Here is a 13,455-nt window from a genome sequence, read left to right on the forward strand (position 1 = left end):
CAGTTTTTCACAAGGGACTTCCGGCCCTACCTACTGTTCAGTAACGTCCCGCCCCACAGGAGCGCGGCCGGTACCGGATATGTCGGATGCCGACATGGCGGTGGGCCGCACCGACGCCGACGATGGCAGCACCCAGGCCCGCGTGGGCGGGGTGCGGACGAACGGGAGGTCGACGTGCAGGACATCCTCGAAGCGATCATGGCGGCGGAGGGATCCGACCAACCGGAACGGGAACTCGCCGGGATCGCCGGCCTGCCGGTACCCGAGACGTACCGCGGCGTGGTGGTGCGCGCCGACGAGACCCGGATGTTCGACGGCCTGGCCACCCGGGACAAGGACCCGCGCAAGGCGCTGCACGTGCAGGAGGTGCCGACGCCGGAGCTGGGGCCGGGCGAGGCGCTGGTCGCGGTGATGGCCAGCGCGATCAACTACAACACGGTCTGGACCAGCATCTTCGAGCCGCTGCCGACCTTCAAGTTCCTCGAGCGCTACGGACGGCTCTCCGAGCTGACCCGCCGGCACGACCTGCCGTACCACGTGGTGGGCTCCGACGCCGCCGGCGTGGTGCTGCGCACCGGGCCCGGGGTGACGAAGTGGAAGGCCGGCGACGAGGTCGTCGCGCACTGCCTCTCCGTGGAGTTGGAGGACGCGGCCGGGCACGACGACACCATGCTGGATCCGCAGCAGCGGATCTGGGGCTTCGAGACCAACTTCGGCGGCCTGGCCGAGCTGTGCGTGGTCAAGGCCAACCAGCTGATGCCCAAGCCGCGCCACCTGAGCTGGGAGGAGGCGGCCAGCCCGGGGCTGGTCAACTCGACGGCGTACCGGCAGCTGGTGTCGCACCACGGGGCGAACATGAAGCAGGGCGACGTGGTGCTGATCTGGGGCGCCTCCGGCGGCCTGGGCGGCTACGCCACCCAGATGGCGCTCAACGGCGGCGCGATCCCGGTCTGCGTGGTCTCCTCGCCGGAGAAGGCGGAGCTGTGCCGGAAGATGGGCGCCGAGCTGGTGATCGACCGCACCGCCGAGGGCTTCCGCTTCTGGAAGGACGAGCAGACCCAGGACCAGGACGAGTGGCGCCGCTTCGGCGAGCGCATCCGCGAGCTGACCGGCGGCGAGGACCCGGACATCGTCTTCGAGCACCCCGGCCGGGAGACCTTCGGCGCCAGCGTCTACGTGGCCAAGAAGGGCGGCACCATCGTCACCTGCGCCTCCACCAGCGGCTTCCTGCACCAGTACGACAACCGCTACCTCTGGATGCACCTGAAGCGGATCATCGGCAGCCACTTCGCCAACTACCGCGAGGCGTGGGAGGCCAACCGGCTGGTGGCGTTGGGCAAGGTCCACCCCACCGTGTCGAGGACCTACGCGCTGGAGCAGACCGGCCAGGCCGCGTACGAGGTGCACCGCAACGCGCACCAGGGCAAGGTCGGCGTACGCTGCCTGGCCCCGACGGACGGGCTCGGCGTACGCGACCGCGAGCTGCGCTCCCGGCACGAGGACGCGATCAACCGGTTCCGCGGCCACTGACCCGAGGGACGGGGCGCCGTCGACCATTGCGGTGAACGGCGATTGCCTTTCCGCCGAGTGTCGGACGCTCATTCGAGCGATGCCGACGATGGCGTGACAAAGGGCCGCGGGGTACTCCCGCGGCCCTTTTCCATGTCACGCTCCGTGCCCTCTCCCCTGTCACGCTCCGTGCCGTCCGACCCGCCCGGGACCTGCCAAGATCGGCGATCTGCCCGGTCCTCGGCGGACTCGCAGTTGACCATGTAAACAGGACACGAAAGCTCGGCACCGCTCTTGCGAAGCACCCTGGGGGGTCTGCGAGTATGTCCCAATGCCCCAGCAGTCCTCCCCTCTTGCGTTCTTCGATAACGCGAACTCGCAGCCCGATTTCACCGTTGGCCTGCGCGGCTACAACACCCACCAGGTCGATGACTTCATCGGCCGGATGACGGCCGCGCTGACCCAGTCCGAGCAGGCCCGCGCCGAGGCCGAGCAGCGGATGAACGACGCCCAGCGACGGCTCCGCCAGGCCGAGCAGCGGATGAGCGCGCTGGAGCAGAAGCTCGCCGAGACCAACAAGCAGCTCGAGGAGAACAGCCGGCCCACCCTCTCCGGCCTCGGCACCCGCGTCGAGCAGATCCTGCGGCTGGCCGAGGAGCAGGCCAACGACCACCGCAACGAGGCCAAGCGCGAGTCGGAGGGCATCCTCTCCGCCGCCCGCCTCGAGGCGCGCGAGATCACCGACAAGGCGCGCGCCGAGGCGGCGGCCATGAAGGCCAACGCCGAGCGGGAGGCGGGCAGCGTCCGCACCGCCGCCGAGCGCGAGGCCGCCGAGGTCCGCGTCCAGGCCCGGCGCGAGGCCGACACGCTGCGCGCCGACGCCGACCGGGAGACCAAGCAGCTGCGCACGGTCACCGCCCACGAGGTCGCCGAGCTGAAGTCCACCGTCGAGCGCGAGGTCGCCACCCTGCGGGCCACCGCCGAGCGGGAGATCACCCAGCAGCGGGCGAAGGCGGCCCGCGAGGCCGAGGAGAAGCGCGCCGAGGCGACCAAGCTGCTCACCGACGCCCGCGACAAGCGCGACAAGGACCTCCAGGCCCTGGAGCTCCAGCTGGCCGAGCGCCGGGAGAAGGCCGAGCGCGAGGAGTCCGAGCGGCACGCCGCGCAGGTGGCCCAGACCCAGAAGCTGGTCAGCGAGGCCGAGCAGCGGGCCCACGCCGCGCAGGAGCGGGCCAAGGAGATCGAGCAGCGCGCCGAGGCCCGCCGGGTCGAGTCGGAGCGCACCGCCAACGAGACGGTCGACAAGGCCAAGGCGCTGGCCGACAAGACGCTCACCGAGGCGAAGGCCGAGTCGACGCGCCTGCTCACCGAGGCGCGCACCGAGGCCGAGCTGACCACCCAGGCGGCCCGCCGCGAGGTCGAGGACCTGACCCGGCAGAAGGACGCCGTCACCTCGCAGCTCGGCCAGATGCTCTCCGGCCTCGCCGGCATCGTGCCGGGCGTGCCCGCCACGCCGCCGGCCGCGCCGGCCAAGCCGGAGGCGAAGAAGGCCGACAACGCCGACGAGCGGGTGACCGCGGAGACCGCCAACTGACCCGACCGACCCACCCGACCGGGGCATGATTCCACGGCGCGGGGTGACACCGGGTGACCGGTGCGCCCCGCGCCGTACGCTTTTTCCCGCCCACCGATTTGCCCGGGCGTGTCGGCAGTGAAGTAGGTCCTATCCGGGGCGTCCGTATCGCCCCAGCCGGACTGGAGGCGTGTGAGGATGGGGGCATGTCGCACGGCGAGGAACTGTTCGCTCTCGGCGGGGATGTGACCACGGAGCCCAGCTTCGAGTCCGCTCTGCGGGGGTACGAGAAACGACAGGTCGACCGGTACGTCGCTCGCGCGGAGCACGAGATCGCGGCCCTGGCGGCCGAGCGGGAACAGGCCTACACACAGATCCACAAGCTGGCCGGCCAGGTCGAGGTGCTCCAACGTGACCTCGCCCAGGCGCGCAAGTCGTCCGGGGCGCTGGAGAACGTCTCCTACCGGCACCTGGGGCCGCGGGTGGAGCAGATCCTCACCATCGCCGAGGAGCAGGCCGACGCGATCCTGGCCTCCGCCAACGAGGAGATCGAGGCTCGCCGGGCCGCCGCGGAGCACATCGTCGACGAGGCCCGCGAGCAGGCCGCCACCGCCCTCAAGGATTTCGAGATCGCGCTGGCCGCCCGCCGGACGGAGGAGGAGCGGCACACCGCGGCCCGCAAGGCCGAGGCGGACGCCGCCGTCCGGACCGCCAAGGACGAGGCCGCCCGGCTGCGCAAGGCCGCCCAGGAGGCGCTCGCGAAGGCCCAGCAGGAGGCCACCCAGCTGCGGGACGCGGCCAAGGAGATCCACCAGCGGGCCCAGCAGGAGGCGACCAAGCTGCGCGAGGCCGCCAAGGAGGTGCACGCCAAGGCGCAGCAGGAGGCCACCCAGCTGCGGGAGGCCGCCAAGGAGGTGCACGCCAAGGCCCAGCAGGAGTCCAAGCGCCTGGTCGACCAGGCCACCGAGGCGGGCCGGGCCACCCACGCCAAGGCGCAGCGGGACGCCAAGCAGATCATCGACGACGCCGCCAGCGCCGGCCGGGCCACCCGCGAGAAGGCCCGCCAGGAGGCCGAGCGGCTCACCACCCAGGCGGCCGAGACGGCCAAGCGCAACCGCGCCGAGACCGAGGCGTACGTGCAGCGGATGCGCACCGAGACCGAGGCGTACGTGCAGCACGCCCGGGCCCAGACGCAGCAGGAGCTGGGCGCCTGGCGGGCCGGGGTCGAGCAGGAGGTCAACAGCCGGCGCGAGGCCGCGGACCGCGAGCTGACCCAGCGCCGCGCGGCGGCCGAGCAGGAGTTCACCAAGCGCCGCGACGAGCTGGAGAAGCAGTACAAGACCCGGCTCGCCGAGCTGGAGAAGCAGCACACGAGCCGGCACGACGAGTTGGAGTCCGGGTTCGAGTCGCGCCGGGCCACGCTGGAGGCGGAGTACACCGCCCGGAAGAACGAGATCGAGCAGGGTGCCGCTGCCATCCGCCAGGCCGCCGAGCAGGACGCGCTGACGATGCGCCGGCAGGCCGAGGAGGAGGCCGCGACGCTGCTCGGCCGGGCCGAGTCGGAGGCGGCCGACAAGCGCCGCAAGGCCGACGAGCACGTGGCGACGTCGCGGCGGCAGTTCGAGGAGTACGCGGCCACGACGCAGCAGCACCTCGCCACCACCCAGCAGCACCTCGCCGCCACGCAGCAGGAGGCCGCCGCCAGCCGGCAGCAGCTCGCCCAGGTGATGCTGGAGATCGCCCAGGCCCAGCAGGAGCTGGCCGACCTGCGGCAGGAGACCTGGAAGTCCCGGCAGGAGTCCGACGAGCTCCAGCGACAGGTGGCGGAGCTGCGGTTGGGTGGGCTCGGCGCGGCCGACCGGCCGGGCGGAACGGACGGCGCCGCCGCCCCGGTGGTGGCGGACGGCAAGCCGGCCGCGGCGAACGGCGGCAGGCCCCGCCCCGACACGGACAAGACCCCGACCGACAAGACCACGGCGGGCGCGACCCCGGCCGCGGCGAGCGCGGCCACGGCCCCGATCGGCGCGGGCACGGACAAGGCGGACAGGACCCCGGCGGGCGCGGGTGCGGCCACGGCGGGTGCGGCGGGAGCGGACACGGCCCCGATGGAAGCGGGCACGGCGGGCAGGACCCCGACCGGTGCGGGCTCCGCGAACAAGGCCCCGGTCGCGGACGGGGCGACGGGCCCCGCAGCGGCTCCGTCCTCGGACGGGAAGCCCGCCGCCGGCAAGGTGGAGCCGGAGGACGCCGGGCAGCCGGCGAAGGGCCGGATCGAGCCGGCCGACGCCGGGCAGCCGGCCAGCGGCAAGGCCACCGTGACCACCGTCGACGGGGGTACGGCCAGCGCCGGCGTGGACGGGGAGCCGACCGTGGCGGCGGTGCCCGGCGAGGGAGGCCGGGGCGCCACCCCGACGAAGATCACCAGCACCGGCGAGAACGGCAAGCGTCCGGCGAAGCCGACCACCGACGAGCGCAGCGCCAAGCCGAGCAAGGTCGTCGTCGAAAAGGACTGACCCCTGACCGCTCCACCGTCCGACAGCTGAGGCCGTCCGGCAGATCTTGGTACGGCATGGCCCCTATAGGGGCCGTGCCGTACCAAGATCTCAGGACTTCGGTCCTGCCCGCACCCAGAGGGTGCGCGGAGAGGTGGCGTTGGCTGGTCCGGGTGGCACGGCCAGGTCAGGTCGCACCGCCGATCGGGTGGCACCGCCCGGGCGGGTGGCACCGCCGGGTCGGGTCGCACCGCCGGGTCGGGTCGCACCGCCGGGTCGGGTCGCACCGCCGGGTCGGGTCGCACCGCCGGGTCGGGTCGCACGGTCGGATCGGGTCGCACGGTCGGATCGGGTCGCACGGTCGGATCGGGTCGCACGGTCGGATCGGGTCGCACGGTCGGATCGAGTGGCACGGTCGGGCCTGCGGCGTACGCTCCCGGGTGGGATCCGCCGACGTGAGCCGTGGTCGGGCCGTCCCGCGGGTATCGATCAGGGAGGTCCGATGGCGGACGACGGACCGATGGCGTCGAGCGGCGACCGGGAGCCCGGCCGCGCCCCGGCACCGGGCGACAGGAACCGGAAGCCGGAGCACGACACCGCGTCCGAACACGCCGACAGGACCACGGGCACGACAGGCACCACGAGCACGACAGGCACGACAGGCACCACGGGCACGACAGGCACCACGGGCACGACAGACACGACGGGTACGACGGACGACGGCGAGCCGGCGGGGAACGGGTCGAGCCGGTTCGGTACGCCGGGGCGGCCGCTGAAGCGCAGCAGCTTCCTGGTCGGCTTCACCGGGGCGGCCGGGGTGCTGCTCGCGTACGCCCTCTATCTGGGCCTGCGCAACGCGGCCGGCATCCTGGTCCTGGTGGTCATCGCGCTCTTCCTCGCCGTCGGCCTGCACCCCGCGGTGGTCCGGTTGCGGTCCTGGGGGCTGCCGCACGGGCTCGCCGTGGCGGTGGTCGCGCTGACGGTCGTGCTGCTGCTCTGCGGTGGCCTGTTCGCCCTGGTGCCGCCGATCGTGACGCAGAGCGGGCAGTTCATCGAGCAGCTGCCGAGCTACCTGGAGGCGTTGCGCCGCAACGAGACGGTCAACGACCTGGTGGAGCGGTACGACCTGATGGAGCGGGTGCAGAGCGCGGCGAACGCGGACACGGTCGGTCAGGCCCTGGGCGGGGTGCTCGGCGGCGCCCAACTGCTCTTCGGCACGGTCTTCCGGGGGCTGACGGTGCTGGTGTTGACCATCTACTTCCTGGCCTACTTCGACCGGCTCCGCGACCTGGGCTACTCGCTGGTGCCCCGCTCGCGCCGGGAGCGGGTGCGGCTGATCGGGGACGAGATCCTGACCAAGGTCGGCGCGTACATGGTGGGCGCGCTCAGCATCGCGGTGCTGGCCGGGGTGTCCACGTTCGTCTTCGCGTTGATCGTCGATCTGCCGTACCCGTTCGCGCTGGCCGTGGTGGTCGCGGTGACGGACCTGATCCCGCAGATCGGCGCGACCCTGGGCGCGGTGATCGTCAGCCTGGTCGGTTTCGCCACGGACCTGCCGGTCGGCATCGCCTGTGCGGTGTTCTTCCTGATCTACCAGCAGGTGGAGAACTATCTGATCTATCCCAAGATCATGCGCCGGTCGGTGTCGGTCAACGAGGTAGCCGCCCTGGTGGGCGCTCTGCTCGGGGTTTCCCTGCTGGGCGTGGTGGGCGCGCTGATCGCGATCCCGGCGGTGGCCGCGCTCCAGCTCATCCTGCGGGAGGTGGTCCTGCCCCGGCAGGAGTCCCGCTGATCCCGCCCGGCCCAGTCCGCCCCGGGCGGCCACGGGTGGACCGGTCCGCCACGGGTAGACCGGGCGGCCACGCTGGACCGGGCCGACCGCGCGTTCGTGACGGGAGCGCGGGGCCGGGGGGTGGGTCAGCCGGCCTGGCCGGCGGGCGGGCCGGGCACCGGGCGGTCCGCGAAGGAGGCCACCGTGCGGTCGGCGTACGCGCTGACGTCGCCGGTCTCCATCGGGCCGTCCCAGGTGGTCGGCAGCGGCACGGCGGCGGCCGGGTTGACCCGGCGGACCACCTCGTCCAGCACCGTCTCGGCGTCGCCGACCCAGAGGTGCTTCGCCCCGGGCACCCCGACCACCTCGGCCTGCGGCACCGCCGCGAAGCGCTCCCGGGCCTCGTCGGGGCGCAGGTAGTCGTCGAACTCGGGCACCAGCGCGGTCAGCGGCTTGCCGGACTCCGTCCAGTGCTCCAGGTCGGCCGGGGCGGAGAAGCGCAGCGGCGGGGAGAGCAGGATCGCCCCGACGACGGCTGGGTCGCAGCCGTACTTGAGGGTCAGGTCGGTGCCGAACGACCAGCCGAGCAGCCAGACGTTCGGCAGCTCGGCGAACTCGGCGTACTCGATGGCGGCGGCGACGTCGAAGCGCTCGCCGACCGCGTTGTCGAAGGCCCCCTCGCTGGTGCCGCGTAGGCTGGTGGTCCCCCGGGTGTTGAAGCGGAGCACCGCCAGGTCGGCCAGGGCCGGCAGCCGCCACGCCGCCTTGCGGAACACGTGGCTGTCCATCATCCCGCCGTGCGTCGGCAGCGGGTGCAGGCAGACGAGGGTGCCCACCGGCGCACGGTCCAGCGGCCGGGCCAACTCGCCGACCAGCCGCAGACCGTCCGCGGTGTGCAGCTCGATGTCCTCGCGGTGCCCGGGCAGGATGGAGGACGCGCGGATCGGTGTGCTCACCCCACCAGTCTCGCCGGTGCGGCCGGGAACCGCCGGGCGGGGCGGAAACAGCGTGATCCAGATCGCTCAGCCGTGGCGGGGAGCACCGCGACCGCGCTGGACGACCGGCCCACGCCGGTCGCGGGCGCGCCAGCACCCGCTGTGCCAGTGCCGCCGGTCGGTCAGGTCGCCCCGCCCGTCCGCCGGCCACGCCACCAGGTGCGCCACCCCGGGCCGGATCTCCTGGTCACAGCCCGGACAGCGGTACGTCTTGGTGGAGGCGCCGCCGCTGATCCCGCGTACCTGCCAGTCGCCGTCGCGCCACTGCTGCACCGAGGCGACGCCCTGCCGGGCCCGGTCGGAGTCGAGGTGCGCGGCGTCATCGCGGCGGGGTCGGTTGCGACGGGGGCTCACGCTTGCCAAGCGTACGGGCCGGCGGTGGGGCCGGCCCGGGGGTGGGCGGGCCGGCCCCACCGCTGGTCAGTCCCAGGTCCCCGGGTCACCGGGATCGGCGGCCACCTGCGCCCCGCCCAGCAGGACGGCGGCGTCCGCCTCGGTGAAGTCCCCGTGCGACCAGCTGAAATCGACGATCAGGTGGGCCTTCGGGATGCCGAGCAGCTCCAACTGGTCGCCCCGCGGGTAGAGGTAGGCGCCCCGGCCCCCGATCGTCCGGTTGCCCGCCGTACGGCCGGTGGCCGTCGAGCGCGCGTAGTCGAACGCGACACGCGTCTCCGCTTCCCCGGGCCCGTTCACCACCAGCGACATGTGCAACGTGGCGGGGAAGGACCCCGCATCGACGGTGCACTGGTCCAGCCGGGCGCCGGCGGGCAGCGTGGTGAGCCGCACCGGCGCGACGCAGCGGCGCGCCTCACCCAACCAGAGGGCGCCGACCGTCACCTCGATCTCCTGGGCGGTCACGGCGGTCACGGCGGCCCGGGCGTACAGGCCGGGGGCCGGTTGCCAGAGCCGGATCCAGGTGGGCGTGGGGCCGCCCTCCCGGTGCGGGCGATCGGTGCCGTCGAAGGCCGCCCCGCCCGTCATCCCGGTGGCCCCCGGCGGCAGCCCTTCGACCGCGTACTCCCACAGCGCGTCGGCGGAACGGGCCAGCGCGACGCTCACCGGCCGACCACCGTCGACCTCGACGCGGATGCTCTCCACGCCGAACCCGACGTGCCAGCCCCGGTAGCGGGCGCGGGCCGGGTCGAACCCGAAATGCAGTACCTGCGGATCCGTGCCGACCAGGTCGGGCCGGGCGGCCGCGCCGGGGACGTTCTCCAGCCGGGGCGGCGCGGCGGTGGCGGCGTGCGGCGCGGCGGCGTCCGGCGGGCGTACCCGCTCCGGCAGGCCGGCGCCGGTGGCGACGGTGAACCCGAGCACCGCCGCCACGCCCAGCGCGGCGCCCGCGCCGACCCGACGGCGACGGCGGCGGACCCGTCCCCCGGCGACGGCACGGGCGGTGAGCCCGTCGGTGTCGACCGTTCCCTCGGCGCGTTCCCGCAGCGTCCGTACGATCCGTTCGTCGAGGTCGGTCACGGCCGGCTCCCATTCGTCGCCGGGACGCCGTGGCGCTCCCGGAGGTGGTTGAGCGCCCGCATGGCATGGGTGCGGACGGTGACCGGCGAGCAGCCGAGGATCTGGGCGATGGTCGCGTCGTCGAGGTCCTCGTAGTAGCGCAGCACGAGCACCGCCCGCTGGCGGTCCGGCAGCCCGAGGATGAGCCGCCACATGGCGTCCCGGTCGGCCGTCTCGCCGCCGAGGTCGCCGTGCTGGGGCCGTTCCGCGAAGTCGGCGGTGGCCAGCTCCCGGTTCGTCCGCCGGCGCCACCAGGAGTTGTTGGCGTTGACCAGCATCCGGCGCACATACACGTCCGGCCGGTCCACCCTGGCGATCCTCCGCCAGTGCACGTACGCGCGGGTCAGGACGTCCTGGGTGAGGTCCTCGGCCCGGTGCTCGTCGCCCGTCAGCAGCCGGGCCAGCCGCATCAGGGCGGGGCCTCGGCTGCCGACGTACTCCTCGAAGGTCACACCATCCAGACGCCGTCACCGGCCGGCGGTGTTGACCCGCTCAGCGACGGGTGTGGTCGCGGAAGCCGCGGCCGCTCTTGCGCCCCAGGTAGCCGGCCGTGACGAGGTGCTCCAGCAGCGGCGCGGGGGCGAAGCCCGGCTCGCGCAGCTCCAGGTAGAGCTCCCGCTGGATGGCCAGCGAGACGTCCAGGCCGACCACGTCGAGCAGCTCGAACGGGCCCATCGGGTAGCCGCAGCCCAGCTTCATGGCGTGGTCGATGTCGTCGGCGGTGGAGTAGCTCGCCTCCAGCATCTTCACGGCGTCGTTGAGGTACGGGAAGAGCAGCGCGTTGACGATGAAGCCGGACCGGTCGCCGCAGACCACGCCCGTCTTGCCCAGCGCGGCACAGACCGCGCGGGTGGTGGCGGTGGTCTCCGTCGAGGTGCGGATGGTCTCCACGACCTCGACCAGCGGCATGAGCGGCGCCGGGTTGAAGAAGTGCAGCCCGATCACGTCGGCGGGCCGCTGGGTGGCCATCGCGACGTCGATCACCGGCAGCGAGGAGGTGGTGGTGGCGAGCACGACGCCCGGCTTGCAGATCTCGTCGAGGCTGGCGAAGAGGGCCTTCTTGACGCTCAGCTCCTCGACCACGGCCTCGACGACCAGGTCGACGTCAGCGAGGTGGTCCAGGGTGGCCGACCAGTTGATCCGGCCGAGCGCGGCGTCCCGGTCCGCCTCGCTGAGCTTGCCGCGCACCACGCCCTTGTTGAGCGAGGTCCTCACCGCCTCGAAGACCCTGGCGGACTTCTCCGCGCCCCGGGTCACCGAGACGACCTCGTAGCCGGCCTTCGCGAAGACCTCGATGATGCCGGTGGCCATCGTCCCGGACCCGACGACGCCGACCTTCGCGATGGCGGCGGCGCCGCCGAGCGCGGCCTCCGTCGCCACCGGCGTCTGCCCGTCGGGTACGACGACCGGGGAGCCCGGCCGCTCGTAGGTGTAGAAGCCCCGGCCGGACTTGCGGCCGAGCAGCCCGGCGGTGACCATCTGCTTGATCAGCGGCACCGGGGCGTGCCGGCGGTCCCGCCCGCCGCGCCGGTACATGGTGTCGAGGATCTCGTACGCGGTGTCCAGGCCGATCAGGTCCATCAGCGCCAGCGGGCCCATGGGCAGGCCGCAGCCGAGCTTCATGGCCGCGTCGATGTCCTCGCGGGTGGCGTAGTGCGCCTCGAACATCCCGACGGCGTGGTTGAGGTAGCCGAAGAGCAGCGCGTTGGCGATGAAGCCGGCCCGGTCGCTGATGGTGACGTCGACCTTGCCGAGCCGCTTGCAGAGCGCCTCCACGTCGGCGACCACGTCGGCGGAGGTGACCACCGTCCGGACCACCTCGACCAGCTTCATCACCGGGGCGGGGTTGAAGAAGTGGATGCCGATCACCTGGTTGGGACGGCTGGTGGCGACGGAGATCTCGGTGACGCTCAGCGACGAGGTGTTGGTGGCCAGGATCGCCTCGGGCTTGCAGACCCGGTCCAGCTCGGCGAAGATCCGCTGCTTGAGGTCCAGGTGCTCGGGCACCGCCTCGATGACCAGGTCCACCGCGTGCAGCGCGTCCAGCCCGACGGCGAACCGTACGCGGCTCAGCAGCGCGTCCCGGTCGGCCTCGGCGAGCTTGCCCTTGGCCACGGCCCGGTCCGTCGATCCGGTGAGGATGGCCCGGCCGCGTTCCAGCGCGTCCTCGGAGACCTCCACCGCGACGACGTCGACCCCGTTGCGCGCGAACACCTCGACGATGCCGGCACCCATGGTGCCCAGACCCACAACGCCCACGCTGGTGAAATCACGCGCCACGACCAGCCTCCTCGATGCTCCGCACGGCCGCGTTAACGACCATTAAGGTTATGCGCGCGAGTCTGCCACGTGACGTTGCGTTGTCGAGGCGCCGTGGGAAATTTCACGAGCCCAGCGGGGCTGCGCGCGCCGTTCGACGAGGCGGGTCGCCTCGCGGTCGGTCGGTCGGTCGGCTCGCCGCGCCGGTCGGGCGCGCCCGCCGATCAGGCCACCGTGTCGGTCAGCCCCAGCAGCTCGGCGACGAACTCGGCCGGCCGCTCCAGGTGCGGGCTGTGCCCGCAGCCGGGCAGCAGCACCTCGCGGTACGCCCCGCCGGCCGCCGCGTAACGCTCCAGCACCGCCCGGGTCTGCGCCACCATCGGCTGCGCCGGGCAGGCCGCCTCCCCCGGCCAGCCGGGCACCACGCCCAGCGAGCCCAGGTGGGCCAGGTCCATCATCGCGGTGTCCGAGACGATCACGTCGGCGTCCCCGTGGATCCAGGTGACCGGCGGCTTCCCGGCCACGGCGACCAGCTCGTCGGCGATCCGGAAGTGCGCCGGGGAGAGGGCGTTGAGTACGCCGCGCCGTCCCGGTGCGGTGCCGGGCCAGTTCGCCGAGGCCACCGCCGTGCCGGGGTAGTTGTCGTCACCGGTCGCGGTGGAGAGGAGGCTGTCCAGCAGCAGCTCCTCGTCGTCGCCGAGCGAGGCCGGGTCCGCCACGTAGGTGGCCCGCAGCACGGCGCGCGGGCTGGCCGGGCTGTCCGCGCCCCGGTCGCTGGCGGCCAGCCGCCTGACGAAGTCCCCGTTGGCGGTGCCGCCGCCGGTGCCGGCGAAGTCGGGGGTGGTCGGCGTACCCGTCAGGTCCCGGGTGCCGCCGTAGCCGTACGGCGAGACCGGAGCGGCGAGCAGCAGCGCGCCCACCCGGTCGGGGTGGTCGACGAGCAGTCGCATCGCCACCCCGCCGCCGAGGGAGTGGCCGACCACCACCGGCCGCGCGCCGGGGGCGAAGAGGGACGGGTCGTCGAGCAGCGCGGCGACGTCGTCGGCGAAGTCGCTCAGGCCCCGGGTCGCGTCCACCGGGACGGTGTCGGTCAGCCCGTAGCCGCGCAGGTCGGGCGCGACCACCCGGAGGGTGGCCGGCAGTCGCCGCACGAGCGGCTCCCAGAAGGCCGCCGACGAGCAGTTGCCGTGGATCAGCAGTACGGGAACGCCGTCCGGCGGCCCGGCCACCCGTACCGCCTGGGTGATCCCGTTCGCCGACACCTGCCGCTGTCCGGTCTCCATCCGCCGGATGCTGCCACGGGGGCGCCGGACGCGTCCATGGGCCGGCCCGCCACCTTCCCCG

At 73.4% G+C, this 13,455-nt stretch carries 10 protein-coding genes; 4 read left to right on the forward strand and 6 right to left on the reverse strand.

Annotated features, from left to right (window positions below):
• The first annotated feature begins 174 nt into the window (after positions 1–174).
• The 4 genes from ccrA (at position 175) to ACPXCB_RS04530 (ending at position 7,366) form a co-directional block, all read left to right on the forward strand.
• Positions 175–1,530: a crotonyl-CoA carboxylase/reductase gene (gene ccrA / locus ACPXCB_RS04515; RefSeq protein WP_425872453.1), complete on the forward strand. Its 1,356-nt coding sequence runs from the start codon at positions 175–177 to the stop codon at positions 1,528–1,530.
• Between the two features lie 310 nt (positions 1,531–1,840).
• On the forward strand, positions 1,841–3,103 hold the full coding sequence (locus ACPXCB_RS04520; protein ID WP_425872454.1) for a cell division protein DivIVA: 1,263 nt from the start codon (positions 1,841–1,843) through the stop codon (positions 3,101–3,103).
• Between the two features lie 185 nt (positions 3,104–3,288).
• Positions 3,289–5,595: a hypothetical protein gene (locus ACPXCB_RS04525; protein WP_425872456.1), complete on the forward strand. Its 2,307-nt coding sequence runs from the start codon at positions 3,289–3,291 to the stop codon at positions 5,593–5,595.
• Positions 5,596–6,076: 481 nt separating this feature from the next.
• Complete coding sequence (locus ACPXCB_RS04530) at positions 6,077–7,366, forward strand: AI-2E family transporter (protein WP_425872458.1); 1,290 nt, start codon at positions 6,077–6,079, stop codon at positions 7,364–7,366.
• Between the two features lie 125 nt (positions 7,367–7,491).
• On the opposite strand, the gene ACPXCB_RS04535 is transcribed toward ACPXCB_RS04530, so the two are convergent.
• The 6 genes from ACPXCB_RS04535 to ACPXCB_RS04560 form a co-directional block, all read right to left on the reverse strand.
• Positions 7,492–8,301, reverse strand: a complete 810-nt coding sequence (locus tag ACPXCB_RS04535) for an alpha/beta hydrolase (protein WP_425872460.1) — start codon at positions 8,299–8,301, stop codon at positions 7,492–7,494.
• Positions 8,302–8,367: 66 nt separating this feature from the next.
• Complete coding sequence (locus tag ACPXCB_RS04540; RefSeq protein ID WP_425872462.1) at positions 8,368–8,694, reverse strand: hypothetical protein; 327 nt, start codon at positions 8,692–8,694, stop codon at positions 8,368–8,370.
• Positions 8,695–8,760: 66 nt separating this feature from the next.
• On the reverse strand, positions 8,761–9,813 hold the full coding sequence (locus ACPXCB_RS04545) for a hypothetical protein (RefSeq protein ID WP_425872464.1): 1,053 nt from the start codon (positions 9,811–9,813) through the stop codon (positions 8,761–8,763).
• Complete coding sequence (locus ACPXCB_RS04550; RefSeq protein ID WP_425872465.1) at positions 9,810–10,304, reverse strand: SigE family RNA polymerase sigma factor; 495 nt, start codon at positions 10,302–10,304, stop codon at positions 9,810–9,812. Before ACPXCB_RS04550 ends, ACPXCB_RS04545 begins: the two co-directional genes overlap by 4 nt.
• Before the next feature lie 40 nt (positions 10,305–10,344).
• Positions 10,345–12,132: a 3-hydroxyacyl-CoA dehydrogenase family protein gene (locus ACPXCB_RS04555; protein WP_425872467.1), complete on the reverse strand. Its 1,788-nt coding sequence runs from the start codon at positions 12,130–12,132 to the stop codon at positions 10,345–10,347.
• Positions 12,133–12,335: 203 nt separating this feature from the next.
• On the reverse strand, positions 12,336–13,394 hold the full coding sequence (locus tag ACPXCB_RS04560; protein WP_425872469.1) for an alpha/beta fold hydrolase: 1,059 nt from the start codon (positions 13,392–13,394) through the stop codon (positions 12,336–12,338).
• Between the last annotated feature and the right edge of the window lie 61 nt (positions 13,395–13,455).

It is taken from the genome of Micromonospora sp. DT62 (genome assembly GCF_049847285.1).
GTDB classification, from domain to species: domain Bacteria; phylum Actinomycetota; class Actinomycetes; order Mycobacteriales; family Micromonosporaceae; genus Micromonospora; species Micromonospora reichwaldensis.

Coding starts and splice junctions, on each gene's coding strand:
- ACPXCB_RS04530 (WP_425872458.1), top strand. CDS start 6,077: ATGGCGGACGACGGACCGATGGCGTCGAGCGGCGACCGGGAGCCCGGC.
- ACPXCB_RS04525 (WP_425872456.1), top strand. CDS start 3,289: ATGTCGCACGGCGAGGAACTGTTCGCTCTCGGCGGGGATGTGACCACG.
- ACPXCB_RS04520 (WP_425872454.1), top strand. CDS start 1,841: ATGCCCCAGCAGTCCTCCCCTCTTGCGTTCTTCGATAACGCGAACTCG.
- ACPXCB_RS04560 (WP_425872469.1), bottom strand. CDS start 13,394: ATGGAGACCGGACAGCGGCAGGTGTCGGCGAACGGGATCACCCAGGCG.